The 23,547-nt window shown below is 45.0% G+C and carries 21 protein-coding genes, 4 tRNA genes and 3 rRNA genes (1 of these 28 only partly in view); 5 read left to right on the plus strand and 23 right to left on the minus strand.

Features of this window, described 5'->3' with window-relative positions:
- Positions 1–21: 21 nt before the first annotated feature.
- Genes MTR11_RS17040 through MTR11_RS17050 form a run of 3 tightly spaced genes read right to left on the minus strand, consistent with a single transcriptional unit; the run spans position 22 to position 2,058 of the window.
- Positions 22–852, minus strand: coding sequence for a DUF4198 domain-containing protein (locus MTR11_RS17040; RefSeq protein WP_104973341.1), 831 nt, complete (start codon positions 850–852; stop codon positions 22–24).
- Between the two features lie 15 nt (positions 853–867).
- On the minus strand, positions 868–1,407 hold the full coding sequence (locus tag MTR11_RS17045; protein WP_243328100.1) for a DUF2271 domain-containing protein: 540 nt from the start codon (positions 1,405–1,407) through the stop codon (positions 868–870).
- 21 nt (positions 1,408–1,428) lie between these two features.
- Positions 1,429–2,058, minus strand: a complete 630-nt coding sequence (locus MTR11_RS17050) for a PepSY-associated TM helix domain-containing protein (RefSeq protein ID WP_048625143.1) — start codon at positions 2,056–2,058, stop codon at positions 1,429–1,431.
- A gap of 281 nt (positions 2,059–2,339) precedes the next feature.
- On the opposite strand from MTR11_RS17050, the gene MTR11_RS17055 reads away from it, so the two are divergent.
- Together MTR11_RS17055 and MTR11_RS17060 are read left to right on the plus strand one after the other, a co-directional pair.
- A complete protein-coding gene (locus tag MTR11_RS17055) occupies positions 2,340–2,792 on the plus strand; it encodes a hypothetical protein (RefSeq protein ID WP_243328101.1) in 453 nt (150 codons plus the stop codon).
- A complete protein-coding gene (locus MTR11_RS17060; protein ID WP_065645578.1) occupies positions 2,789–3,277 on the plus strand; it encodes a hypothetical protein in 489 nt (162 codons plus the stop codon). The genes MTR11_RS17055 and MTR11_RS17060 overlap by 4 nt, the downstream gene beginning before the upstream one ends.
- Before the next feature lie 66 nt (positions 3,278–3,343).
- On the opposite strand, the gene MTR11_RS17065 is transcribed toward MTR11_RS17060, so the two are convergent.
- From MTR11_RS17065 to MTR11_RS17110, 10 genes are all read right to left on the minus strand, one after another.
- Positions 3,344–4,516 carry a tetratricopeptide repeat protein gene (locus MTR11_RS17065; protein ID WP_243328102.1) on the minus strand — a complete coding sequence of 391 codons (1,173 nt, stop codon included), beginning with the start codon at positions 4,514–4,516 and terminating at the stop codon, positions 3,344–3,346.
- On the minus strand, positions 4,513–5,133 hold the full coding sequence (locus MTR11_RS17070; protein WP_243328103.1) for an energy transducer TonB: 621 nt from the start codon (positions 5,131–5,133) through the stop codon (positions 4,513–4,515). The genes MTR11_RS17065 and MTR11_RS17070 overlap by 4 nt, the downstream gene beginning before the upstream one ends.
- Positions 5,133–5,537, minus strand: coding sequence for an ExbD/TolR family protein (locus MTR11_RS17075; RefSeq protein ID WP_005374257.1), 405 nt, complete (start codon positions 5,535–5,537; stop codon positions 5,133–5,135). The genes MTR11_RS17070 and MTR11_RS17075 overlap by 1 nt, the downstream gene beginning before the upstream one ends.
- Positions 5,534–6,088, minus strand: a complete 555-nt coding sequence (locus tag MTR11_RS17080) for a MotA/TolQ/ExbB proton channel family protein (protein ID WP_006741219.1) — start codon at positions 6,086–6,088, stop codon at positions 5,534–5,536. Before MTR11_RS17080 ends, MTR11_RS17075 begins: the two co-directional genes overlap by 4 nt.
- The gene (locus MTR11_RS17085; protein ID WP_124007437.1) at positions 6,088–7,455 is read right to left on the minus strand and encodes a MotA/TolQ/ExbB proton channel family protein; all 1,368 of its coding nucleotides are present in this window, start codon (positions 7,453–7,455) and stop codon (positions 6,088–6,090) included. The genes MTR11_RS17080 and MTR11_RS17085 overlap by 1 nt, the downstream gene beginning before the upstream one ends.
- Positions 7,456–8,223, minus strand: coding sequence for a DUF3450 domain-containing protein (locus tag MTR11_RS17090; protein WP_054574483.1), 768 nt, complete (start codon positions 8,221–8,223; stop codon positions 7,456–7,458). It lies immediately after the preceding gene.
- Positions 8,224–8,297: 74 nt separating this feature from the next.
- Positions 8,298–10,397, minus strand: a complete 2,100-nt coding sequence (locus MTR11_RS17095; protein ID WP_243328104.1) for a TonB-dependent siderophore receptor — start codon at positions 10,395–10,397, stop codon at positions 8,298–8,300.
- A gap of 207 nt (positions 10,398–10,604) precedes the next feature.
- Complete coding sequence (locus MTR11_RS17100) at positions 10,605–11,978, minus strand: sensor histidine kinase (protein WP_243328105.1); 1,374 nt, start codon at positions 11,976–11,978, stop codon at positions 10,605–10,607.
- Positions 11,978–12,643, minus strand: a complete 666-nt coding sequence (locus tag MTR11_RS17105) for a response regulator transcription factor (RefSeq protein WP_046873911.1) — start codon at positions 12,641–12,643, stop codon at positions 11,978–11,980. The genes MTR11_RS17100 and MTR11_RS17105 overlap by 1 nt, the downstream gene beginning before the upstream one ends.
- Before the next feature lie 147 nt (positions 12,644–12,790).
- Positions 12,791–13,744, minus strand: coding sequence for a lactate/malate family dehydrogenase (locus MTR11_RS17110; protein ID WP_243328106.1), 954 nt, complete (start codon positions 13,742–13,744; stop codon positions 12,791–12,793).
- Between the two features lie 239 nt (positions 13,745–13,983).
- Between MTR11_RS17110 and MTR11_RS17115 the strand changes: the two genes are divergently transcribed.
- Positions 13,984–14,694, plus strand: coding sequence for a glycerophosphodiester phosphodiesterase family protein (locus MTR11_RS17115; protein WP_048625142.1), 711 nt, complete (start codon positions 13,984–13,986; stop codon positions 14,692–14,694).
- 35 nt (positions 14,695–14,729) lie between these two features.
- Here MTR11_RS17115 and MTR11_RS17120 read toward each other — a convergent pair whose 3' ends face one another.
- The gene (locus MTR11_RS17120; RefSeq protein WP_048624649.1) at positions 14,730–15,212 is read right to left on the minus strand and encodes a L,D-transpeptidase family protein; all 483 of its coding nucleotides are present in this window, start codon (positions 15,210–15,212) and stop codon (positions 14,730–14,732) included.
- 289 nt (positions 15,213–15,501) lie between these two features.
- On the opposite strand from MTR11_RS17120, the gene MTR11_RS17125 reads away from it, so the two are divergent.
- Positions 15,502–16,497 carry a 2-hydroxyacid dehydrogenase gene (locus MTR11_RS17125; RefSeq protein ID WP_047007948.1) on the plus strand — a complete coding sequence of 332 codons (996 nt, stop codon included), beginning with the start codon at positions 15,502–15,504 and terminating at the stop codon, positions 16,495–16,497.
- 85 nt (positions 16,498–16,582) lie between these two features.
- Complete coding sequence (locus MTR11_RS17130) at positions 16,583–16,939, plus strand: YibL family ribosome-associated protein (RefSeq protein ID WP_005374274.1); 357 nt, start codon at positions 16,583–16,585, stop codon at positions 16,937–16,939.
- 163 nt (positions 16,940–17,102) lie between these two features.
- Here the strand turns inward: MTR11_RS17130 and MTR11_RS17135 are convergent, their stop codons facing one another.
- From MTR11_RS17135 to MTR11_RS17175, 9 genes are all read right to left on the minus strand, one after another.
- Positions 17,103–18,134 (minus strand): hypothetical protein, encoded by a 1,032-nt coding sequence (locus MTR11_RS17135; protein WP_005374275.1) that lies wholly within the window; start codon positions 18,132–18,134, stop codon positions 17,103–17,105.
- Positions 18,135–18,237: 103 nt separating this feature from the next.
- On the minus strand, positions 18,238–18,999 hold the full coding sequence (locus MTR11_RS17140) for a hypothetical protein (RefSeq protein ID WP_006741208.1): 762 nt from the start codon (positions 18,997–18,999) through the stop codon (positions 18,238–18,240).
- A 277-nt stretch (positions 19,000–19,276) separates the two neighbouring features.
- Positions 19,277–19,367, minus strand: a tRNA-Ser gene (locus MTR11_RS17145).
- Between the two features lie 100 nt (positions 19,368–19,467).
- A 5S ribosomal RNA gene (rrf, locus tag MTR11_RS17150) occupies positions 19,468–19,584 on the minus strand.
- A gap of 93 nt (positions 19,585–19,677) precedes the next feature.
- Positions 19,678–22,567 (minus strand): 23S ribosomal RNA (locus tag MTR11_RS17155).
- A 323-nt stretch (positions 22,568–22,890) separates the two neighbouring features.
- Positions 22,891–22,966: transfer RNA gene (locus MTR11_RS17160), tRNA-Val, on the minus strand.
- A gap of 30 nt (positions 22,967–22,996) precedes the next feature.
- Positions 22,997–23,072, minus strand: a tRNA-Lys gene (locus tag MTR11_RS17165).
- 2 nt (positions 23,073–23,074) lie between these two features.
- Positions 23,075–23,150 (minus strand) — tRNA-Glu (locus tag MTR11_RS17170).
- Between the two features lie 90 nt (positions 23,151–23,240).
- Positions 23,241–23,547: ribosomal RNA gene (locus tag MTR11_RS17175) — 16S ribosomal RNA — on the minus strand; it runs 1,246 nt beyond the window's last position.
- Together the 16S, 23S and 5S rRNA genes with 4 tRNA genes alongside form the textbook arrangement of a ribosomal RNA operon.

Here is a 23,547-nt window from a genome sequence, read left to right on the forward strand (position 1 = left end):
CGATTGCTGAGCCTAATTCGATTAGTTAAGTTGAGTTTCAAACGTAAGGTGAACATTGGCACTCGCTTTATCCGCCAATGGATTATCTTTTAATTCACCTTTGTAGTTCGCTTTCATTAAGTAGCGCCCTGCGACCTCTGGCGTGAAGATCACTTTGCCATCTTTATCACTCACCACATCGATTTGTTCTTGATGATTTCGGTACATGGTGCCTTCTCGTGTAATCTCCGCTGTGACGCCCTCTTGTGGCTCACCATTGAAGAAAAACTGGAAAGTGACTGGTTCACCTTCAATGATGTCCGATGGATGCGTGACCGGCTTCATCTCCAGCATTTTGCCTTCAATCTCCAACGCTTTGTCCGTTGGCATACCAACCGTGATGTAGCTTTCTGCTCGGGTGTAGCTTAGTTGAGTAACTACATCACGCGCCTGTTCTGGAAGAACATCATGACGCTCAGCTTTGTTTGCTCGCGCCCATTTCACCGTATCACGACGACCCGCTTTGTATTGGGTGTAGTAGCTCGGCTGATTATTGATCGCGACTTTGTGCGTGCCTTCTTCCGTAAAAAAGAAATCAAACATAGAACGACGTTTGCCACGAACAACAAAGTTAGGACGCTCAGAACGGCCATCCGGCATCACCACGAACGCTTGGTCACTACCCGCAGGCTTATCAAAAACAAACGTTCCGTGAGAAGCAGTAACATCAAATGTCAGCCAGTCACCGCCTTCTTTTGAAACCGTAAAGTGAGAAGGCAGAACCCAACGTGGATGCGCTTGTGCGGTGGTTGTTGCAGCCAATCCCATTGCCATTACACTCGCCAATGCCACTGCTTTGATTTTGGTTTTCATTGTTGTGTCCTTTAATCACTTAACTTGATAATTGACGGTGATGACACCCGTCTCTTGTGTTGGTTTAAGCTCATAGCGCACGTCACTGTCCGCTAGCGTTATTTTTTGACGTAAGTAGTTTCGCCCACCATGTTCACGAACAACTTCGACGTACAACGTGTAATTTCCTTGCTCCAAACGCTTTCCTGCATCATTGGTTCCGTCCCAGACAAAACGGTACTGTCCAGCAGGGCGCGTTGCAGACGTCACCGCATCAACAAGTTCACGATCATAACGACCCGCTTTTCTCCACCAGCTGCGCAGGTCTTTTAGCCATTCGTCTTTTCCTACCCATAGCTGAATGGTTTTAACCGATTTACGCTGGTCATTTTCAACCCACACCGCCACATAAGGGCGTGCGTACATTGAAGTGTCTATCTTTGGAAGTTCGAATTCGAAATCGATCTTCGCGTTATCTGGTAGAGGAGCCGCAGAAAGAGAGAAAGGAGCAAAAGCCGCGATCAAAGCGGCTTTACAAAAGTGATTACGGCGGAAAAATCTTCCTGTGTTCAACATAAGTGTTCTCTAAAAAAGCTGTTATGGAACAGCAACAAAATAAATCACGAGCGACAGTAACGTACCAAAGCTCATCCATTGCATTGACGTTCTAAGCGTCTTCTTCTTAGGCAGTAATAAGCACACACCTGTTAGAACAAAAAACACCATCAAAAGCGCAGTGACGTCGATAAACCACTTCCAAATCCCACCACTGTTGCGTCCTTTATGTAGATCGTTCAGCAGCGCAACAATACCGTAGTGCGTCGTTTCAACCTCTGCCGCACCGGTGGTCATATCAATAAAGACCGTAGCGTTATAACCTGGGCCTTTAAAATCCATAGACAACTCTCCGAGTAACAACTCACCTTGCTCAACTTCGGTATACACATCTAACGCAGAGGGAGTGCCGCGAAGCTCGGTTTCTTTAGTCAGGAAAGCAAGCAGTTCTTCACGGCTAGGTTGAAAAGTATCTGAATGTGAGAATAGAACTGAGTGTGGAACCGTAAGAGTATGTTGTTGAATGATAGGTTCACGGCGTTCAAATAATTCGGGGCGATTGAGGGTAATACCAGTTATTGCAAAAAACAGCGTAACTAAGAGAAGAGCCATCGAAATATAGATATGTAGGCGGCGAGCCCAAGTTTGAACACCTTTGCTTTTAAGCAACATAGAAACAATCATCACCAATAAATGTGGGGCATAATTTAGGTGATAATCATTCGTATTGGCATTTAATTTACATTGTTTACCTTTTCAATTCAGCTTGGCTGGCGCATGTTGTAACTATTTGAGCCAATGTGAGTTACCGATTGCTTACTCTCTAGAAACAATCATCTCAATTAAAATAACCAAAAGTTAAACCACTTTCTCAATTCGCAAAAATGACACAAATTGCATACCAATATAAATTAGTATGTTCTTTTTCAACTTAACTAATTTCGGTGCAAAACATGAATAAATGTCCTGCGATCATCGGTGTTGTATTTGATGAAAAGAGTTTGAAAGCTATCGATAGAATAAATGAATTACATGAATTAGAGAGATCGGCCAAAGTATTTATTAGCTTGGGTAACCTTTGGAGTATTTTTGGAGGAAACTCCCTGAAGGGGACAGCGAGTAGTGGTCTTTCTAAAGCAATTACCGCTATTCCTGCCACAGCAAGATTGGAAACCGCTAAGAATGTTAGTGTTGGATTAGGAAGAGGCATTTCTTCCGATGCGAGCCAAACTGCTTGGAGTATATCACAAGCCAATTGGGAGTATTACTTCAAATCATATAGTGCCTTAGACCAAATCAAGCTAAGAGAAATCGAAAAAATCGCCACTTTCCAAGCACTTGACCATGTGCACGATAGCAAGCAATATAGATTTTGGAAAGCGATCTCAGATGGATGTAAAATATGAACAAGAATGTTGTAATAATACTCTTATCACTTTTCTCAAGTGCCACTTTAGCAAGTGAAAAATTTGAAGCCAGTTTGTTTAAAAACGTAAGCCAATCTATTGATAATTATGGTGCTAAGATAAAGCTGTGCGAATCTATGGCAGACCAGAATACACCTGACAAACAAACCCTAGAGTATTCAAAGAAGCATATAGAAGCATTAACTCCTGTTCTGCCGTTTTTAAGCGAGAAAGCTTTTGAGGCTTGTGTATTAAAAGAGAAGCAAGAGCTAGCATATTATCTATTAATAGCAAAAAATAACGCTTCAAGAACCTCAACATTAAAGCTTGTAGAATCGACTGAAAGCCTTACTTTTCATATCGAACCTACATCGAGAGAAAAGTTTGAAACACTGAGCAAGGTACATCAAGAATATATAGAGAAAAGCCCTTTTTTCTCCCGACCATTTGATGCATTAGCTTTTTATGAAAAGCTCATACAGTAAATAGCCTTTATGACTTTAGACAAAAAATACCCGAGACTGAGCTCGGGTATTTAATAAAAATGTTCGCTATGAGTTTTGCGTCGATTCTACTTTGCGTAGCTGAGATAGATACTTAACCCAACTTTTTGCCTGATTCGACGGTTTTATCTCATCCGCTCTTTTGGCATTAGCAAGTGCATCGTCAAACCGCTTAAGCTTGTAGTAAGCGCGAGTTTTGATAAGTGCGACATCCGCTTTACGACCGCTGACCTTATCGAGCGCGACAAGGGCATCTTTATAGTGGCCTTCTTGCACCAATAATTGAGAGTAGTTCCAGTAATACTGTCGGTCTAACTGAGCAGCAACACGCCAACTATCGATAGACTCTTCCCACTCTTTTGCCATTTGCCAATACGTCGCTTGCTGAGCTTTCAGTTTACTATTCGAGTTTACATCCTCTAGCTCGTTCATCACCAACGCAGCTCTCTCAGGAATACCTCGTTTCGCGTACAATTGTGCCAGCAGCTTTAAGTCATCTTGGCTAAGTTGTAATCCTTTCAGTTTTGCCAACGCCAAAGAGTCTAGAGCACGTTTGTTGTCATCAACACGCAGGTAAAGAGCAACAAGCTGACGCCACCATTCAATTCGCTCAGGTTCAATCGCGATCAAGCGTTTGATGGTCGAGATTGCCGGCTTCCACTTTTTCAGTTCTAGCTCAGCAGAAAGCTTTATCGACAATGCGCCAAGCTTGTCTGGCTGACCAAACTTCTCATAACGAGCCATTGCTGAAAGCACTTTCTGCCACTGACTCAGTTGATAATGAGATTGGGAAATACGCAGCCATAGCTCATGCGCTTTTTGACCTTTAGGAATGTTTTTGCTCAAGGCATAGTAATGAGGTAACGCCTTAGAAAAGCGTTGCTCGTTCAGCAGTATATCTGCCAACATCTTTCGGGTTTGCCATGCTTGCTCATCTTGTAGCAAACCACTATTGACTGCCAACTCAAGTTGCTTAATTGCTGCTTGAGTTTGTTCATTCTGCCAGTAAAAAATACCCAACATTCGAGCGACATAAGCTTGGTCATATCCACGAGAAAGCTCCATAGCTTCAAGAGATGAAATCGCTTCTTTTAGTTTCTCCTCTTGAGCCAAGTTGTGTGCTCGTTGAACTCTCGCGGCAGTGTATTGGCTTAACTCACTGGCAATGGTTGAAAGTGCACTCAGGCTTAATACCGTACCGATTAAGAATTTTTTCATCATTTGGCTAACTTGAACTCCACTTTAGCGGTTTGTCCATACTGCTCAATTGACACACCATCCTCAACTTTTGGCTGATACTTCCATTTTTTAAGCGCACGGATTGCTTCCCTTTCGAACATACGCTGTGGCTCAGCCTCGATCACTTCAATATCTTTTGGTCGTCCTGTTGCATCGATCGTGAAACGCATAATGACATAGCCTTCAACTCTACGTTTCAGCGCCTTACTTGGATAACGAGGATCAACACGATACAACGGCAGTGCTTGTTGGTTGCCCATTGTTCCCTTCAAGTTTGGCGCGCTGATCGCGATACCTTCAAGAGCAGTGTTCAAACCTAAAGCACTGACTGGCGTCATCTGGCTCATTGGCTCCATTTGAGTGTCAGCTTGAGACAGATCCATTGGCTCCGGCGCTTGGGGTGGTTCTGGTTGCTCCGGCACTGAACGTTGACGACGCTGCACGTCTGCTTCATTCTCTACCATCACCATATCAAAACGAACGGCTTCTGAAGCTTCTGACGCACGCTGGTTGCCTTTATCAACCATCCACGCCATAAAGCTAAACAAGCTCACAGAAATTAACAGTGATGCTGGTAGTGCAAGTAACAGCCTGCCCATTAAGGTTTCTCCGCCGCCAATGCAATGTTTTTCACACCTGCCGCCTTTGCAGCGTCCATCACTTTCACGACAGTGCCATTATAAGCATGCTCGTCAGCTTGGATAACTAACGAAGCATCAGGCTGATCAAGTAACAAGTGCTCAATAGAGGCCTCAACACGCTCAATATCAACCACTCGTTTGTCGATGTACACGTCATTTGCTGCCGTTACCGCGATAAAAATGCCCGCATCTTTTTGGCTTACCACATTAGAAGCCTGAGGGCGGTTCACTTCTACACCGGATTCACGTACAAACGAACTGGTCACAATGAAGAAGATCAACATGATGAAGACGATATCAAGCATCGACGTTAAATCGACTTGAGCTTCATCTTGTTGGTTAGGTCTGCGTCCGAGTCTCACTTTTGACTCCTTAAAGATTGTTCTAACTGGATAGCTTTTCGTTCACACACTTTGCTAAGGCGAGCATGAATAAACATGCCCGCAAGCGCTGCTACCATACCCGCCATGGTTGGCAGCGTAGCAAGTGAGATACCAGAAGCCATCAATTTCGGATTGCTGCTGCCTTGCGATGCCATTACGTCAAACACCGTAATCATGCCCGTCACCGTCCCTAACAACCCTAGCATTGGGCAAACCGCCACAAGCAGCTTAATAGTCGATAGGTTTTGGCGCAGTTCGATTTGCGCTTTTGCAATCCATCCTTCACGGATTTGATGCGCGTACCAAGAGTGGTGCTCTGATCTTGCTTGCCACTGCTCACAAAGCTGTTTCTTTACCCCAGGGAAAACCGTTGTGAGATAAATAACTCGCTCCATAACCAACAGCCAGCACACCGCCACGACGGCAGCCAGCCACCATAGGATTTGACCACCTTGCTGCATAAAGCTCATCAAGGTTGTGGCCCAATCCTCACTGATCAAACCCAATGTGTTGAGTAGGATCTGCTCCATTACGCTGCGTTCTCCGCTAAGGTGTTAGAGTGACTTTTGTTGCTCGGCATATCACGCTCAGCTTGTTCTGCAACTAAACCGATGCCTTGCTTTTCTAAGATACTGCGAATATTTTCTGCTTGAGAGCTCAATACGTTGTGCGCCAATAACAATGGCATGGCTGAAACAAGGCCAAGTACAGTAGTTACAAGCGCCATCGAAATACCACCCGCCATTACTTTCGGATCACCATTACCAAATTGAGTGATGACTTGGAAGGTTTCGATCATACCCGTTACCGTGCCCAGTAGACCAAGCATAGGAGCCAGCGCAGCAAGAAGCTTCAGCATCGACAACCCTTTTTCTAGGTGGGTTTGCTCATCAACAACGGCTTCCAAAAGACGTAGCTCTAACGCTTCTACGCTGCGATGCTTATCTTTCTGATACACCGCAAGCACACGACCCAAAGGGTTGTCTCCTGGCTGCGCTGGAGTTTTCAGTTGCTTCATGATTTTCTGGCGCGAAATCATCAGAGATGCACCACGTACGAGAGCAATCAATAGGCCGATAGCTAATAAACCAAGGATGATTTTACCGACAACGCCGCCTGCATTTAGGCGATCAGCCAAAGTCGGTGAGTTTGCGAGCTGCTCAAGAAGAATGCCGCGTGACGGGTCAATGACAAGCGCATCAATGTCACCAGAGGAAATAGTATTCGCTGTTGGACCGCTTTCAGGCTGACGAAGATAGTTTACCGCATCTCCGCGTTGACCATTCCACTTAACGTAGCCAGTGTCATCCAGCAGCGCCATAGAACCAAGACGAACACCATTAACTGTTTGTTCACGACCTTCGCCATTTAGCAGTGTGAAAGAGACGTTTGCCATCTCACCACTTGCTTTGATTTGTTCTTCCATGCTGTGCCACATCGCCTGAAGTTGGGTCAACGTTGGCAGTGATTTAGCCGCAACAATAGCATCGATATCTTTCTGATATGAGTTTGCATCTACACCCGTTACTGAACTCTTGAGCTCTGACTCTAGCTCTTTTGCGTTCTGGCGAACGACGCCAAATAGCTCACCTAAGCTCCCGGTTTCTAGACGTAGCTTTTCTTCTAGCTGCGCCAGTTCCGCTTCGTTTTCACCGAAAGTAACACTTAATGAGTCCGCTTCTGCTTGAAGAGCAGCCCGCTCTGCAGCCAATTTATTCTTTATAGCCTGTAGCTCTTGCTCTGTTTTCTTAAAACCTGATTCACGCGTGACATTGTGCGATTGCTGTTGACGATTTTCTTGCTGCGCCTTTTGTAACAACGCATCACTAGCAACAGTTGTATGAGGCATTAATGCGGCTGTCGAGATTAGTGCAACCGATAACCATTTTTTCATCATTTATTTGCCCTCCGCAGCGGTTAACGACACTGGCAGAGTTAACATACTCGGCGCGATCTGTTTATTCGCCATAGCGAACGCTTTATCTAGCTCTGATTTTTGCTCAGAACCCACTTGTTGCCATGCTTGTTGTTGCTGTGACCAGCTCCAGAATGTCTCACCAGATAAGCTACGTGCTACCAAAGACAAACGCCCTAAATAGAGAATGTCCGCCTCCACAGCTTCATTGTCACCCAGGTTAATCTTGCCTTGGTAAACGCCAAGCTTGGTGCCGTAATCCATTTCAATTTGGTACGCTTCTAAAATACGACGAAACTTCTCTGCATCCGCAACGTCTGCACGCGTCATCATGGAATCCAGCTTTGCAATTCGTTCCTCACGTTGCGCTTTGCGTATAGGTTTGTCGTTAGCAACGAGCGCTTTTAAGCCTTCAAGCATGTGATACATCAAAGGCACGACACCTTGACGAGTTTGAGCAATCTGCTCAATTTGCTCGTTCAAGCTATCAACTTCTTGATTTTGGCTCTCAACAAGGCTTGCAAGATGATCGCGATAAATCTTCAAGTTACCGACTTCCTCTTGCAGCTGCTCAATTTCAGCTTCTAGAGTAAGTGATTTTTCTGCGCTTGCATCAATACGTTTTTGGCTTACCGCCGACGACTGGTTTGTTTTACTCTGCACAGCTTGTGCATCGTTTAAGTTCGCCGCGTGAGCGGGAATCAAAACCGATGATATCAACAGAGCGATACTTGATTTCATTAGATTCATACGAGTTATATTTCTGTGTTCCAAAAACGACCAAAGGGGAAGACTACCCTTCCCCTTTAATAATCAAATTGTTATCAGTACTTGAACTGGATTGTTGCCATGTAGTTGCGGTCTTCTCCAACCACAACCCCACTCGCACCTTTTTGCTCGCTATTCGTGCTACCGCCACCTGCGAAGTAGTCGGTATCGAATAAGTTCTCGACATTGAATCGAGCAATGATATCCAAGTTTTCATCGTACTTATGTTTGTATGACACGCCCATATCAACGCGAGCGTAGCCATCTTTCTTGAAGGTGTTCTTTGCATCACCGTAGCGATCACCTTCATAAATCAAACCGAGGTTTAAGTTAGTGTTGTCTTGAACCTTGTAGCTAGACCATAGACTTGCCGAGAACTCTGGCACGTCTACAGGGCGGTTACCCTCGAATTTTTTATCCGCTTTCGTCAACTCTGCATCCAAATACATTGCAGAAGCCGTTAGCGACAACTCTGGGGTCACAAAACCTTGAGCCATTAACTCAGCACCTTTGTGAACTTGCTCACCACCTTGCGTTTTCTTGTGTAGGAGGTTACCGCCCGCGTCTTTGCCGCTTTCAACATCCAGCGAGATGTTCTCTAATGTGATATCAAACACTGCACCGGATACAAATAAGCGCTGATCAAAAAGTTCCCACTTCGTACCGATTTCATAAGAAATTCCGCGCTCTGCATCTAGCTTCTCGCCATCGTTCACGTAAGTTTTGCCACGACCACTGCTGACTTCACCTTGCGGCATAAAGCTTTCAGAGTACTGAACGTAAACCGAGCCATTCGTCGCTGGGTGGAAAATTACACCAAATTTTGGAGAAACCTGGTTTTCAGTCAGGTCATCGTCACGCTTTTCGTCATAACGAACACCTGCAAGCACTTGCCAGTAATCATTAATCGTCATCATGTTTTGCGCGTAGATACCCCAAGTGTCGTGCTCGCTTGTGGACTGTTTAACTTTCCCAGAGTATCCAGGACGAGGCACAGACTGACCAGCTTCTATACTTATAGGGTTGTAATACTTTTGGAAACGGTCATAGGTATACTCTAGATAGTTCGCACCTACCAAAAACGTGTTATCTGTACCAAACAGAGAAAAGTCCGTCGTCACATCTATATATGCAGTATCAAACACCCAATTATCTTTGCGTTCGTTACCAGAATGGTCGATCTTAGTATCTTGGTCATAAGTATCGAAACCTGGGTAAGACTCCACATCAAAACGCTTAAAGTCTTGACGGTTGTAACCCGCTTTTACGTTTACATTGTCAGTCACTTGAGCATTAATATCGATACCGTAGTTTTCTACTTCGTTGTCAATCTTTGACCACTGGGCATCCCAGATGTGCTTGTCACCGCGAACCGCTTTACCATCCACAATGTAAGCACCAGAATCCACGCTACCATCGTCTTTCGTGCGATCGTAATGCGCTGACACCATAAAGTTGTCGGTGATGTCGTACTCAACCACTAGACCCGCAACCGTACGATCCGTTTCTGGCTCGGTACCATCGCCGTAGCTGCGCCAAGAGCCGTAGCTTTCTTTGGCAAAAATTGCGCGCGCGCGCAGTGTCTCTGCATCATTTAGCGCGCCACTCACATCAAGCACAGTGCGTGAGTGATCATTCGAACCTAGATCTTGACTCAAACTAGCTTGTGTTTGAGTTGTTGGTTTTTTCGAAACCATGTTTACCAAGCCACCCGGCTCAGATTTACCGTATAGCAAGCCTGATGGACCTTTAAGCACTTCAACACGCTCTAAAAGCTCAATTGGCTGACGGTAGTGTGACCAGTGTTGACGGCCATCACGAAGAAAACCGTCTGAACTGCTAAGTTCAAAACCACGTAGAGAGAAACGTTCGCGGTTACGGCTTGTACCACCCGCGCTAACACTTGCATCGTTACGTAGCACTTCACCAAGTGTACTTGCACGCTGCTCATCAATTACCGTTTCATCGATAACCGCTACTTGTCCTGGCGTTTCCAGTTGCGTCATTTCCATGCGCATTGCTGTACTGTTTGTATCCGCCTTGTAGCCGAACTCTCGACCTTCTACAACTACATGTTCGTCTGTTTGAACGTCCGCCACTGCAGGTGTTGCTAACACCGCACCGATCACTAGCGCCAAATGGCTCTTAGTAAACATATCCTTTCACTCCGATTATTATTTTTCGGGTCACATGCTTGTTGAATGCGATTCCCTCTTAATTATTTCGCGGGTGAATATAAGTGATAAGTATTACCATTTGCATTAAATTTACATTCTTTGCATTTGCAAACTTTTGTAAAGTACTCTCTGATGATGAGCCACAATAACGTGATAAATATCACAGTTAATAAGACTTAACCATACTTACTGCTTGAACACCAAAGTAACACTCAGACCTCCTTGTTCACGATTTTTCGCCGTAACGGATCCACCCATAATGCGCATGGATTCTTTGACAATCGCGAGACCTAAACCATAGCCGCCAAGCTTCTTATCTCTTGATGCATCTAAGCGAGTAAACGGGTCAAAAATATCGACCAACTTGTTCTCTGGAATACCTGGCCCATTGTCGGATACAGACATGGAAATCAATTGCTGCCCATCTTTGACATGATTAGCCAGAGAAACTTCTATCTGAGATGCTTGCCCTGAATATTTGATGGCATTTCCAACAAGGTTATTCAAACAACGAATGATGAGCGTTTCTTCGCAAAAAGCTTTGGCGCATGTTGCTTCTGAACGGAATGACAATGCTTGTTCTGGTTTTAAATCGATTTTGCACCGCTCTACTTGCGGTGCGAGCAACACCTCTAAATCACGGCGTTTCGCACCTTTGTCGAAACGCGCATTTTCCAAGCGACTGAACTCCAAGATATCGCTTATCAAATGGTTTAGCTCTTTAGCTTCGTCTTCTAGCCTGGTCACCAAGCTTTGCTCGTTCTCCCCAACTCGCTTCCGCAAAAGGTGTAGAACTAAATTCTGTCTTGCCAACGGCGTTCGGAGCTCGTGGGAGACATCTCTTATAAGCAATCGCTGCTTTTCGGCAAGAGAATGAATTTGCTGTGTCATGTGGTCGAAGTCTTGCGCCAGCTCGTTAAACTCGCGCGTATTCGATTTTAACTCTTTCACCACACTGACATTAAAGTCGCCGTTAGATAGCTTTTTGCTTGCTTCTCTTAAGCGATCAAGCGGCTGTTGTAAGTTACGTGCCATTAGCAATGAGAACAACGCCAAAATAACTACCGCAATCACCACTTTGAGAATAGAGAAATATAAAATGAAGTCATGTGCGGGATGCAGTCGATGTGGCAGTTGAATCACCAAGCTATTATCTTTAACTAAAGGGATATTGATAATCGGGCGATTTACCTTTCCCTCAAGTTGATCATCAATACTTCTTTTAAATTGAAGCTTGAACTCGAAGTGTGGATGCATTAAACGGTGAGTGACGGGTTGCTGGTGCTCATTCAGCACAAACAGATAAAAGTTTTGCGCGTTCGCCCAGTCAGCAAGTTCATCCATGTCTCCGTGCTCAATCAGCACATTGGCTTGATGTGCAAGATCGAGCATTTCTTCTCGCACACTGTCCGGCACTTTTAGCATGGCTTTCACGAGAGCTTGCTCCGCCATTGCTTGTACGACCAAAATACTTATCACAATTGCAGTCATATAACTAAACAACTTAAACGCTAAGCTGTCTTTACGTTTCGCGATAAAAGGTGGGCACGTGAGCTTCATTAATTGTTTACAGCCTCTAGGTAGCTGTAACCTTTGCCACGGAAGGTTTTGATATGTTGCTTAGAGAGCCCTGCTTCTACTAGCTTGCGGCGTATATTACTGATGTGCATATCAAGGTTGCGGTCAAAAGGGCTTAGCTCTTTCTTTAATACTTCGGTTTGGAGTTCCGCTTTTGAAATCACCACACCCTGGTTTTTGACTAGATAGCTCAGTAACTCGGCTTCCGTGCTTGTGAGTGGTAAGCTATTGAGCTGATCACTGATCGTTTGAACGGTACTGCACATCGCCTGACGTTGGCGCTCTAAACCAACACGACGAAGAATCGCTTTGATGCGCATCAGAAGCTCAGCAACATTAAAAGGCTTTCCTATGTACTGATCGGCTCCCGCTTGGTAGCCATCAAGCATCGAGTTTTCATCATTAAGAGCAGTAAGCATTAGAATAGGTGTCGCGAAGCGTTGACAGATTCTACGGGCAACTTGCATGCCGTTAAGGTTTGGTAACATGACATCAAGCAGTACAAGATCTACCGGCGTTTTTTCCATATATTGCAAAGCACTTTCACCGCAATGTACAGAAGAGACAATATAGCCCTCCTCTTGCAAAACTGCCTCTAATAGCTCACACAAAGGAACGTCATCATCCACTATCAAAACTCGAGACATTACCACTCACCATTCAAATAAAAATGGTTCGCATTCTATTACTCATTTACAAATTAAACAACTACACATCCTAGGGCTTTAGTACAAATAGCTCTATAGCAGTAGACCGGAGTGCTAAGCTAACTAGCACCTGATAATGAGGGTAGATCAGGGCTTTAGCTTCGTCTCCTTAGCGACATTTTCGACGATGTGTTTTAAGTGGGCGCTGATCGTTTTTAATGTGACAAGCTCCTCTTCAGTGAAGGGATGCATCAGAACTGAATTTGCTCCGTTTTTTCCAATAACCGTAGGTAGGCTGAGAACAACATCATGCAAACCATATTGCCCCGACATCATCGTACCGACGGGCAACACCGATCGTTCGTTAATCGTCACAGCTTGAATGATTCGAAAGACACTGGCGGCAATGCCATGAACGGTGTTCTGCTTACGCCGAAAGATTTCGTATCCCGCCTGTTTCACCGCCTCAAGAAGTGCGTGCGGATCAATTCTCTCAATGTTATGGGTATCGCAGTAATAGTCGGCCGGTTGCCCAGCGATAGAAATTAAGCTCTTAGGAGTAAAGCAATGGCTACCATACTCTCCTAATACATAACCAAACACGTTCTTCGGGTCTAGGTCTACACGGCCAGCAACAATACTCATTAAACGAGCGGTATCAACTACACAGCCACTGCTAATAACTTTACTCGGCTCAAAACCGGTGTTGGTGACAATAAAGTGCGCCACGATATCGCATGGGTTTGACACAACAATCAACACCGCATTTGGCGCTACACGTTCTATTTGACGCGCAATATCAACTCCAATTTGAGCATTAACCTCAGCAATATCCAAACGAGTTTGTCCTTGTTTAATCTGCGTACCAGCGGTGATAACAACAAGAGAGGCTTCGAGTAAATCTAAGTAATCATCCGACGGCATAATGCGTGTGTTTTTTGAAAAAGTCAGTGCCATCGTGTGACGAAAATCAAACACTTCACCCTCGGCACGTTCTAAATTTTTATCAAGTAGAACAAGCTCGCTAAAACCACCCAGAGTGAGTAAGTAATTACATACTCCCACACCAACAGCACCTGCACCAATAACACCGATCTTCATATTTCTCTCTCCCGATAACCATGATGCATTCGCAACTACCTTGCTCTTTAAAAATGAGCGGCAGGAGAATAAAAGTCCAACTTTGGTTCATGATTCGACAGGAGTGCTTCCAACGACCTACCTTGACGAATGGGCGATGTAGCTTTTATTAAGACGATCTTACAACATGCACCTTGAGGTATATCTTCAAAGCAAAAAGCGAGTACAATCGGCTCATCACAAAGCAGAAGATGAAGAACATGGAAACATTAGTAATTGGTCATCGTGGTGTTGCTGGCTCATACCCAGAAAATACAAAAGTGAGCGTTCAGGCCGCCATTGACCTCGGATTAAATTGGGTTGAAGTTGATGTACAACCGACCAAAGATAATGTTTTAGTGGTTTGCCATGATCACACCATAAATCGATGCAGTAATGGACAAGGGCGTGTCGATGAACTGACTCTGGAAGAGTTAAAGGCGTTGGATTTTGGTAGCTGGTTCAGCGCAGATTTTTCAGGTGAGAAAATCATGACATTAGATGAGCTGCTCACTTTAGCTACTGAGCATAAACTTAACTTGAATATTGAAGTTAAGGTAGATCGCCACCCAGCAGAAGAAGTGGCACAAGCTCTCGCCAACGTACTAGCAAAAAGTCCCATGCCGCAAGAGAAGGTACTACTCTCCAGTTTTAGTCATGATGTCATTAGAGCGCTGCATAAATACTGCAATGAGTATCGATTAGGTGTATTGAGTGAATTCTTAACGAGAAAAGATAAACGCCTTTTGGAAGAAGTTAACGCCTATAGCTGCAACCTAAACATTAACTGGGTTCGCTCGCGCCAAATAAACAAACTCCAGCAGGCGGGTTACAAAGTGATGTGTTATACAGTGAACAATCCAAACAAACTGAAGTACCTACCTCAGTTAGACGGTATATTCAGTGATCATCCACAACGCTTTATGCCATAGCACATACCACCTTGAGCTTCAGAGGCACCATTTCGTTACCACTCAATCTGAATTGGTGTCCCCATCTCTACAAGCTGGATAAATTCATCCATCTCTTCATTGGTAATCGCAATACACCCATTGGTCCAATCAAAGCTTTGGATATAAATCGGCAACTGACTCTCACCGTTTTTTAAACCATGAATTTTGATGTTCCCTCCTGGGGACACACCTCGGCGCTTCGCTTCCAACGTATCAATCGCATCAGGGTAGCTAATATGCACAGAACGATAAAAAGCCGAGTCTTCTATGACGTAATCTAAGGTGTATTCGCCCTCAGGTGTACGATTGTCTCCCTCTTCTTGTTTATGCCCTTTAGGGTTCGCTCCTAAAGCAATGCGGTATTCTTTTAGTATTGTGCCTTGTTCCATTAAATACATTCGACGCTTTGACTTGTCGACTTTAACAAAATCTACAGCTGCATGGACGCCAGAAGCCAACACACAACACAAGAACATAGAGCACCATTTCACTGACATTGCCGGAACGCCTAACCTAACTAAAGTGAACAAGAAAAGAGCGATTATGCTAGTCAGTTAGCGCCCGTAAAGCAAACAGTATCTAGAGTAAAACCTGTATTACCCCAGGAGCTAATGTGATGAACGCACAAGTGCAGAATCGTAAGATAATACTCATTGAAAGGCGTGATCGTTATCGTTGTTTGATATGGCAAAAGTTAAAGAGAAGATTTCTCTATTCATTCCGGCGAAGTTGCATTACTTTATAAGTATATTTATTTATAAAGTCCGCACTTTTTGAGAGGGAACCATGATTAATATTGCTTTTTTTAGTGCAAAATCCTACGACGAGGCCTCTTTTAATAAAATTAAAAATAACCGAGATTTTGAATTCCACTATCACGACTTCCGGCTAACCGAAAAAACCGCCAAAATGGCACATGGTTGCGATGTCGTGTGTGCTTTCGTCAATGATGACCTTTCAGCTCCCGTTCTTAAACAGCTTTCTCTAGGCGGAACTAAGCTTATTGCCATGCGCTGCGCGGGTTTTGATAAAGTGGATCAACAAGCTGCTAAAGAACTTGGCTTACAAGTAGTTCGAGTTCCAGCTTACTCACCAGAGGCGGTGGCAGAGCACACAGTCGGTTTGATGATGTGCCTAAATCGTCGCCTCCACAAAGCCTACCAACGTACACGTGACGCCAACTTCTCGCTAGAGGGCCTAGTTGGCTTTAACTTTTACGGAAAAACCGTTGGTGTCATTGGTACAGGTAAGATTGGTATCGCGACGATGCGTATCTTCAAAGGGCTTGGCATGGAGCTGCTTTGCTATGATCCTTACGAAAATCCATTAGCACTAGAAATGGGAGCGCGTTACTGTTCGCTTGAAGAAATCTACGCTAGTGCGGATATTATCTCTCTCCATTGTCCAATGAGTGAAGAAAACTATCACCTATTGAACGAAAAAGCCTTCGCACAAATGAAAGATGGTGTGATGATCATTAACACTAGTCGAGGCGAGTTGCTAGATTCACTAGCAGCGATAGAAGCATTGAAACAAGGTAAGATTGGCGCGCTTGGTCTAGACGTGTATGACAATGAAAAAGACTTGTTCTTCCAAGATAAATCTAACGATGTCATCGTAGACGATGTTTTCCGTCGCTTATCGGCTTGTCATAACGTGCTGTTTACTGGCCACCAAGCATTCTTGACTCACGAAGCACTTAATAATATTGCCTCTGTGACCCTTGATAACGTCGAAGCCTTCTTCTCTGGTAACGTATCGGGCAATGAACTGATTAACTAAAGCCAGACAATCGAGAAGTATAGTAGAGCGTGTGATCTCAGCTATGCTATACTTCTCGACTATTTAAAATTTGAGCCAAATTACCATGAGCATAAAAACTGATATTCAAAAGCTGCACAACCGTTTAGATACATGCCAACGTAAACTTGATGCGGCACGTTCTCGTGGTGATCACGAAATGATTACAAAGTTCACGGATGAAGTAGAACAGCTAACCAAAAAGCTTAACCAGTTAAAGCATAAGCAAAACTATGAGCTGAACAAAGAACGTAAAAGCTTACTTGATATGCCATTCTCTCGTGAAATCACCAAAGCAGAACAAGCGGACATCGGCAAACTGAAAAAACGCGTACGCGGCTTAGTAATCGTTCACCCACTAACAAAAGTTGGTAAAGAACTTCGCCTTGATGTGATGACAGGCTTTGCGCCAAAAGAGTTTTAAAACTCGTATTAAAACTTATGGAGCCCAAGCATTTGCTTGGGCTTTTTATTTTTTACTGCTTCATTAGATTTCATCTACATATCAATCCATAAACTATTAAAAAGGCCAGCGACAAAAGCCACTGACCTATTTCGACCAATACCGTCTGCATTACATCTCAACGCTACGACAGTTGCTGCAACTTGTGCTCCACAACGGGATCATTCGGAACCAGCTGTTGAGCTACTTCCAAAAGCTGTACTGCATCTTGCGGGTTGTCATACTCATGCTTAAGTGCAATATCAACAAGTGGCTGAATATCGATTTGCGCTTGATGCTCCTTCACATGTTCTTTCTTTTCTTCAATTAACACATTATGAGCGGTACTCAGTAAGTTCAAACGATGCTGTGAACTCGCATTCGCCTTGTTAAGGCACTGATAGTAATCTTCTTTTAATCGCAGCGTTTTGGTCTGATGACGAAACTGCGCTATATCTATCTTCTGATAACGTATAAAGTCTACAGCCACTTGCTTATAAAAACCGAATTTATTCAAATACGTCGCGTGTGTACCATGTCCCATACCGAAGACTCTCAAGTGAGTGAGCTCTGGGTAGCGTTTGGCGTGAAGGCGGTCGATTTCATTGGTTGGATCATAAATGATGTAACCTTTTGCATCTCCAAGGTCGAGGTCGTGGTACTTTCCTTCCCAATCAAATTGTTGGGCAAGTTCAGTACTTGGCCTGTCATCCCATGGCACTAGCACTTTGTTTTTTGTGCTGACCGGGTGAAACATCAATACTTGATCCAACTTTAATAGATTGGAAAAAGCGCCAATAGCAAAACCACCGCGGCTAAGGCCATAACCTAAACGGCATTCAAAAGGCTCAAGTAATGTCGATAACTGCTCTAGAAAGAAAATCAAATTACGGCTGCGAAACCAGTTACTTTTCCCAAGGTGCTGAAAAGAAATAATATTTACTTTTTGTTTCTGGGCTAATCGATAGCCCCAAGGCGCAAAGTCTGAGTGTAAGTCCTGTACTTGTAGATTCGTACCAGCAGGGGAAAAGGTGAACAACAGCGGTTTATTTCGGTCGACAAACTCATACTTAACAAACACATCATCAAGTAAGTCCTCCCCGGACATCGGTAGCCTGGTTTGCTGTTCTTCACGAGAAAGAGCCAGCCATTCATCCAACCAGTACAGTAACTTCATTAATCCTCCATCTAAATTGCGCCTAGCAATTGTGTTAAAAATCTAGTTTTTAGTGTGTGATCATCTCCCCCTGGTTACAGGGGACTCTGATATCAGTCCTCTTTTAAAACAAAGCGTGAATTTGCTTATTAAATTGGTCAATATCTATGGTTTGATGACGAACAAACTCCTTCGCCACCAGATTAAAAAATTCTAATTTATCTAATTGTGTGGATTGAGTGCCGTGCCCCATACCGACGACTTTTAAATGAGTTAGCTCTGGGTAACGTTCAGCATGAAGACGATCAATACGATTGGATGGGTCATAAATAATATAACCTTTGGCATTGCCCAAATCTCGATCATGGTAGCCGCTTTCCCAAGCAAACTGCTGAGCAAGCTCAGTGCTGGGCCGATCATCCCAAGGCACTAAAGCTTTATTTTTTGTGCTCACAGGATAAAACAACAAAAGATGTTCTAATTTCAGCAAGTTAGCGAACGCGCCAATTGCAAAGCCACCTCGACTTTGCCCATAACCCAAACGACATTGGAAGGGATGAAGCAACTCAGACAGCTGCTCCAGAAAGAAAATCAAATTCCGACTACGGAACCAATTACTTTGTCCTAAATGTTGAAAGGCAATAATGTTTACTTTTTGTTGTATTCCGAGCTCGTAGCCCCAAGGAGAAAAATTCGGAGTTAAATCTTGTACCTGCACATCAGTGCCGGAAGGAGAAAATGTGAACAACAATGGCTTGTTAAGATCGACGAGTTCATACTTCACAAATACATCATCAAGTAAATCGTAGCCAGAGATAGGTAAAGCCATCTCTTGTTCTTGTTGAGTAAGCGCTTGCCATTCATCTAACCAGTAAAGTAGCTTCATTTTTTCTCCAAGTGCATCCGCAGTATTTAGACTGAAACTCTATCAAAATGCTTTTAAGCATCCCACGTTGAGACTTAACAAAGCTCTACTTAAAGCCTAAATGACCTATGAAAATGTCTTCGATTGCAGATATTACTGCGTAAACTAAACCCAAAGTGAGTACGCTAAAGAACTTAGAGAAAGGGCCGGAGAAAAGCCAATTAGAAGTTTTCGATAACAGCTGTTAAAAAACAGCAGATACAAAAAAACCGCTGTAAGAACAGCGGTTTTTTAAAGGTGGCGGAGAGATAGGGATTTGAACCCTAGATACGCTATTAACGTATGCCGGTTTTCAAGACCGGTGCTTTCAACCACTCAGCCATCTCTCCACAAATTGTCACTAAAACTTAGTCTTATACTATCGATGCTAATTTTTAGTTTTGCCTTAAGTTATCTCAATTAAGATAAAACTTGAAAGCGATATTTAAAGCCTGGCGATGTCCTACTCTCACATGGGGAAGCCCCACACTACCATCGGCGCTATTTCGTTTCACTTCTGAGTTCGGCATGGAAATCAGGTGGGTCCAAAACGCTATGGTCGCCAAGCAAATTCTTTAATTCGGAAAGCTGTTTCTTAATTCTCGTTCTTACACATTCAACGTTCTTTCATTGAGTCCATCAAAACCCCTTGGGTGTTGTATGGTTAAGCCTCACGGGCAATTAGTACAGGTTAGCTCAACGCCTCACAACGCTTACACACCCTGCCTATCAACGTCGTAGTCTACGACAACCCTTTAGGATACTTAAAGTATCAGGGAGAACTCATCTCAAGGCTCGCTTCCCGCTTAGATGCTTTCAGCGGTTATCGATCCCGAACTTAGCTACCGGGCAATGCGTCTGGCGACACAACCCGAACACCAGAGGTTCGTCCACTCCGGTCCTCTCGTACTAGGAGCAGCCCCTTTCAATTCTCCAACGCCCACGGCAGATAGGGACCGAACTGTCTCACGACGTTCTAAACCCAGCTCGCGTACCACTTTAAATGGCGAACAGCCATACCCTTGGGACCGACTTCAGCCCCAGGATGTGATGAGCCGACATCGAGGTGCCAAACACCGCCGTCGATATGAACTCTTGGGCGGTATCAGCCTGTTATCCCCGGAGTACCTTTTATCCGTTGAGCGATGGCCCTTCCATTCAGAACCACCGGATCACTATGACCTGCTTTCGCACCTGCTCGAATTGTCATTCTCGCAGTCAAGCGGGCTTATGCCATTGCACTAACCTCACGATGTCCAACCGTGATTAGCCCACCTTCGTGCTCCTCCGTTACGCTTTGGGAGGAGACCGCCCCAGTCAAACTACCCACCAGGCACTGTCCGCAACCCCGATAAGGGGTCGACGTTAGAACATCAACACTACAAGGGTGGTATTTCAAGGACGGCTCCACGCAATCTAGCGACTGCGCTTCAAAGCCTCCCACCTATCCTACACATGTAGGGTCAATGTTCAGTGCCAAGCTGTAGTAAAGGTTCACGGGGTCTTTCCGTCTAGCCGCGGGTACACTGCATCTTCACAGCGATTTCAATTTCACTGAGTCTCGGGTGGAGACAGCGTGGCCATCATTACGCCATTCGTGCAGGTCGGAACTTACCCGACAAGGAATTTCGCTACCTTAGGACCGTTATAGTTACGGCCGCCGTTTACCGGGGCTTCGATCAAGAGCTTCGACCGAAGTCTAACCCCATCAATTAACCTTCCGGCACCGGGCAGGCGTCACACCGTATACGTCATCTTGCGATTTTGCACAGTGCTGTGTTTTTAATAAACAGTTGCAGCCACCTGGTATCTGCGACTCTCAATAGCTCCATCCGCGAGGGACTTCACCGTCGAGAGCGTACCTTCTCCCGAAGTTACGGTACCATTTTGCCTAGTTCCTTCACCCGAGTTCTCTCAAGCGCCTTGGTATTCTCTACCCGACCACCTGTGTCGGTTTGGGGTACGATTCCTTACAATCTGAAGCTTAGAGGCTTTTCCTGGAAGCATGGCATCAATGACTTCACATCCGTAGATGCTCGACGTCGTGTCTCAGCCTTAAGAAGAGCCGGATTTACCTAACTCTTCAGCCTACGCACTTGAACCTGGACAACCGTCGCCAGGCCCACCTAGCCTTCTCCGTCCCCCCATCGCAATTGTAAGAAGTACGGGAATATTAACCCGTTTCCCATCGACTACGCCTTTCGGCCTCGCCTTAGGGGTCGACTTACCCTGCCCCGATTAACGTTGGACAGGAACCCTTGGTCTTCCGGCGAGGAGGTTTTTCACCCCCTTTATCGTTACTCATGTCAGCATTCGCACTTCTGATACGTCCAGCATGCGTTACCACACACCTTCAACCGCTTACAGAACGCTCCCCTACCCAATGCACTAAAGTGCATTGCCGCAGCTTCGGTTTACTACTTAGCCCCGTTACATCTTCCGCGCAGGCCGACTCGACCAGTGAGCTATTACGCTTTCTTTAAATGATGGCTGCTTCTAAGCCAACATCCTGGCTGTCTGAGCCTTCCCACATCGTTTCCCACTTAGTAGTAATTTGGGACCTTAGCTGGCGGTCTGGGTTGTTTCCCTCTCCACGACGGACGTTAGCACCCGCCGTGTGTCTCCCGGATAGTACTTACTGGTATTCGGAGTTTGCAAAGGGTTGGTAAGTCGGGATGACCCCCTAGCCTTAACAGTGCTCTACCCCCAGTAGTATTCGTCCGAGGCGCTACCTAAATAGCTTTCGGGGAGAACCAGCTATCTCCAGGTTTGATTGGCCTTTCACCCCTAGCCACAAGTCATCCGCTAATTTTTCAACATTAGTCGGTTCGGTCCTCCAGTTGATGTTACTCAACCTTCAACCTGCCCATGGCTAGATCACCTGGTTTCGGGTCTATATCCAGAGACTGAACGCCCAGTTAAGACTCGGTTTCCCTACGGCTCCCCTAGATGGTTAACCTTGCCACTGAATATAAGTCGCTGACCCATTATACAAAAGGTACGCAGTCACAGGACAAGCCTGCTCCTACTGCTTGTACGTACACGGTTTCAGGTTCTATTTCACTCCCCTCACAGGGGTTCTTTTCGCCTTTCCCTCACGGTACTGGTTCACTATCGGTCAGTCAGTAGTATTTAGCCTTGGAGGATGGTCCCCCCATATTCAGACAGGATATCACGTGTCCCGCCCTACTCGATTTCACTGAATATGCGTCGTCAGTTACGGGGCTATCACCCTGTATCGCCAAGCTTTCCAGCTTGTTCACCTAACGCCTATAAAGCTTAAGGGCTAGTCCAATTTCGCTCGCCGCTACTTTCGGAATCTCGGTTGATTTCTTTTCCTCGGGGTACTTAGATGTTTCAGTTCCCCCGGTTCGCCTCGTTATGCTATGTATTCACATAACGATACTTACTTATGTAAGTGGGTTTCCCCATTCGGAAATCCCAGACTCAAGTGGTTTTTACTACCTAATCTGGGCTTATCGCAAGTTAATACGTCCTTCATCGCCTCTGACTGCCAAGGCATCCACCGTGTACGCTTAGTCACTTAACCATACAACCCGAAGGAGTTTCGAGTTGATGTTCAAATCACCAAAGTTGTCTCTCATTATTTGAATGAGCGAGAGACATATCGATTTTGCCGGACTCAAATTCCAAGAACACTTGAATGTGTTTTTAGTTGTATTCATAAATGAATACTTTGAGAACTTTACAAACAACAATAAATTGTTGTTTTGTCAGCTTTCCAAATTGTTAAAGAGCTATGTTGCTTCACAAGGAAGTTACATTTTCTAAAGACTTTCAGAGTCAAAAATGCCAACCAGTATCAATTGCTTGTTCTGGTTTGGACGTTTTATTCCAAAAATACTTAGAGAATGGTGGGCGATACCGGGCTCGAACCAGTGACCCCCTGCTTGTAAGGCAGGTGCTCTCCCAACTGAGCTAATCGCCCACATAAGTTTTAATTCTTCGTGGAGAAGAATGGTGGGTCGTGCAGGATTCGAACCTGCGACCAATTGATTAAAAGTCAACTGCTCTACCAACTGAGCTAACGACCCAATGGTATCCCGTAGGGGAGTCGAACCCCTGTTACCGCCGTGAAAGGGCGGTGTCCTAGGCCTCTAGACGAACGGGACACTAAGTTGAACATCTTGGGGGATGTTCTATCTCTTAAACTTCATAAACCATATCAATCTGTGTGAACACTCATCGCAATAATCATCGTATAAGGAGGTGATCCAGCGCCAGGTTCCCCTAGCGCTACCTTGTTACGACTTCACCCCAGTCATGAACCACAAAGTGGTAAGCGTCCCCCCGAAGGTTAAACTACCTACTTCTTTTGCAGCCCACTCCCATGGTGTGACGGGCGGTGTGTACAAGGCCCGGGAACGTATTCACCGTGGCATTCTGATCCACGATTACTAGCGATTCCGACTTCATGGAGTCGAGTTGCAGACTCCAATCCGGACTACGACGCACTTTTTGGGATTCGCTCACTTTCGCAAGTTGGCCGCCCTCTGTATGCGCCATTGT

This window comes from Vibrio sp. CCB-PB317, assembly GCF_022808245.1.
Lineage (GTDB): Bacteria > Pseudomonadota > Gammaproteobacteria > Enterobacterales > Vibrionaceae > Vibrio > Vibrio diabolicus.

Excerpts from the sequence above, each read along its gene's own strand:
- MTR11_RS17060 (WP_065645578.1), top strand. The coding sequence starts at position 2,789 with ATGAACAAGAATGTTGTAATAATACTCTTATCACTTTTCTCAAGTGCC.
- MTR11_RS17070 (WP_243328103.1), bottom strand. The coding sequence starts at position 5,133 with ATGGGCAGGCTGTTACTTGCACTACCAGCATCACTGTTAATTTCTGTG.
- MTR11_RS17065 (WP_243328102.1), bottom strand. The coding sequence starts at position 4,516 with ATGATGAAAAAATTCTTAATCGGTACGGTATTAAGCCTGAGTGCACTT.
- MTR11_RS17115 (WP_048625142.1), top strand. The coding sequence starts at position 13,984 with ATGGAAACATTAGTAATTGGTCATCGTGGTGTTGCTGGCTCATACCCA.
- MTR11_RS17120 (WP_048624649.1), bottom strand. The coding sequence starts at position 15,212 with ATGTCAGTGAAATGGTGCTCTATGTTCTTGTGTTGTGTGTTGGCTTCT.
- MTR11_RS17110 (WP_243328106.1), bottom strand. The coding sequence starts at position 13,744 with ATGAAGATCGGTGTTATTGGTGCAGGTGCTGTTGGTGTGGGAGTATGT.
- MTR11_RS17090 (WP_054574483.1), bottom strand. The coding sequence starts at position 8,223 with ATGAATCTAATGAAATCAAGTATCGCTCTGTTGATATCATCGGTTTTG.
- MTR11_RS17050 (WP_048625143.1), bottom strand. The coding sequence starts at position 2,058 with ATGTTGCTTAAAAGCAAAGGTGTTCAAACTTGGGCTCGCCGCCTACAT.
- MTR11_RS17080 (WP_006741219.1), bottom strand. The coding sequence starts at position 6,088 with ATGGAGCAGATCCTACTCAACACATTGGGTTTGATCAGTGAGGATTGG.
- MTR11_RS17055 (WP_243328101.1), top strand. The coding sequence starts at position 2,340 with ATGAATAAATGTCCTGCGATCATCGGTGTTGTATTTGATGAAAAGAGT.
- MTR11_RS17040 (WP_104973341.1), bottom strand. The coding sequence starts at position 852 with ATGAAAACCAAAATCAAAGCAGTGGCATTGGCGAGTGTAATGGCAATG.
- MTR11_RS17135 (WP_005374275.1), bottom strand. The coding sequence starts at position 18,134 with ATGAAGTTACTGTACTGGTTGGATGAATGGCTGGCTCTTTCTCGTGAA.
- MTR11_RS17125 (WP_047007948.1), top strand. The coding sequence starts at position 15,502 with ATGATTAATATTGCTTTTTTTAGTGCAAAATCCTACGACGAGGCCTCT.
- MTR11_RS17045 (WP_243328100.1), bottom strand. The coding sequence starts at position 1,407 with ATGTTGAACACAGGAAGATTTTTCCGCCGTAATCACTTTTGTAAAGCC.
- MTR11_RS17095 (WP_243328104.1), bottom strand. The coding sequence starts at position 10,397 with ATGTTTACTAAGAGCCATTTGGCGCTAGTGATCGGTGCGGTGTTAGCA.
- MTR11_RS17085 (WP_124007437.1), bottom strand. The coding sequence starts at position 7,455 with ATGATGAAAAAATGGTTATCGGTTGCACTAATCTCGACAGCCGCATTA.
- MTR11_RS17140 (WP_006741208.1), bottom strand. The coding sequence starts at position 18,999 with ATGAAGCTACTTTACTGGTTAGATGAATGGCAAGCGCTTACTCAACAA.
- MTR11_RS17130 (WP_005374274.1), top strand. The coding sequence starts at position 16,583 with ATGAGCATAAAAACTGATATTCAAAAGCTGCACAACCGTTTAGATACA.
- MTR11_RS17105 (WP_046873911.1), bottom strand. The coding sequence starts at position 12,643 with ATGTCTCGAGTTTTGATAGTGGATGATGACGTTCCTTTGTGTGAGCTA.
- MTR11_RS17100 (WP_243328105.1), bottom strand. The coding sequence starts at position 11,978 with ATGAAGCTCACGTGCCCACCTTTTATCGCGAAACGTAAAGACAGCTTA.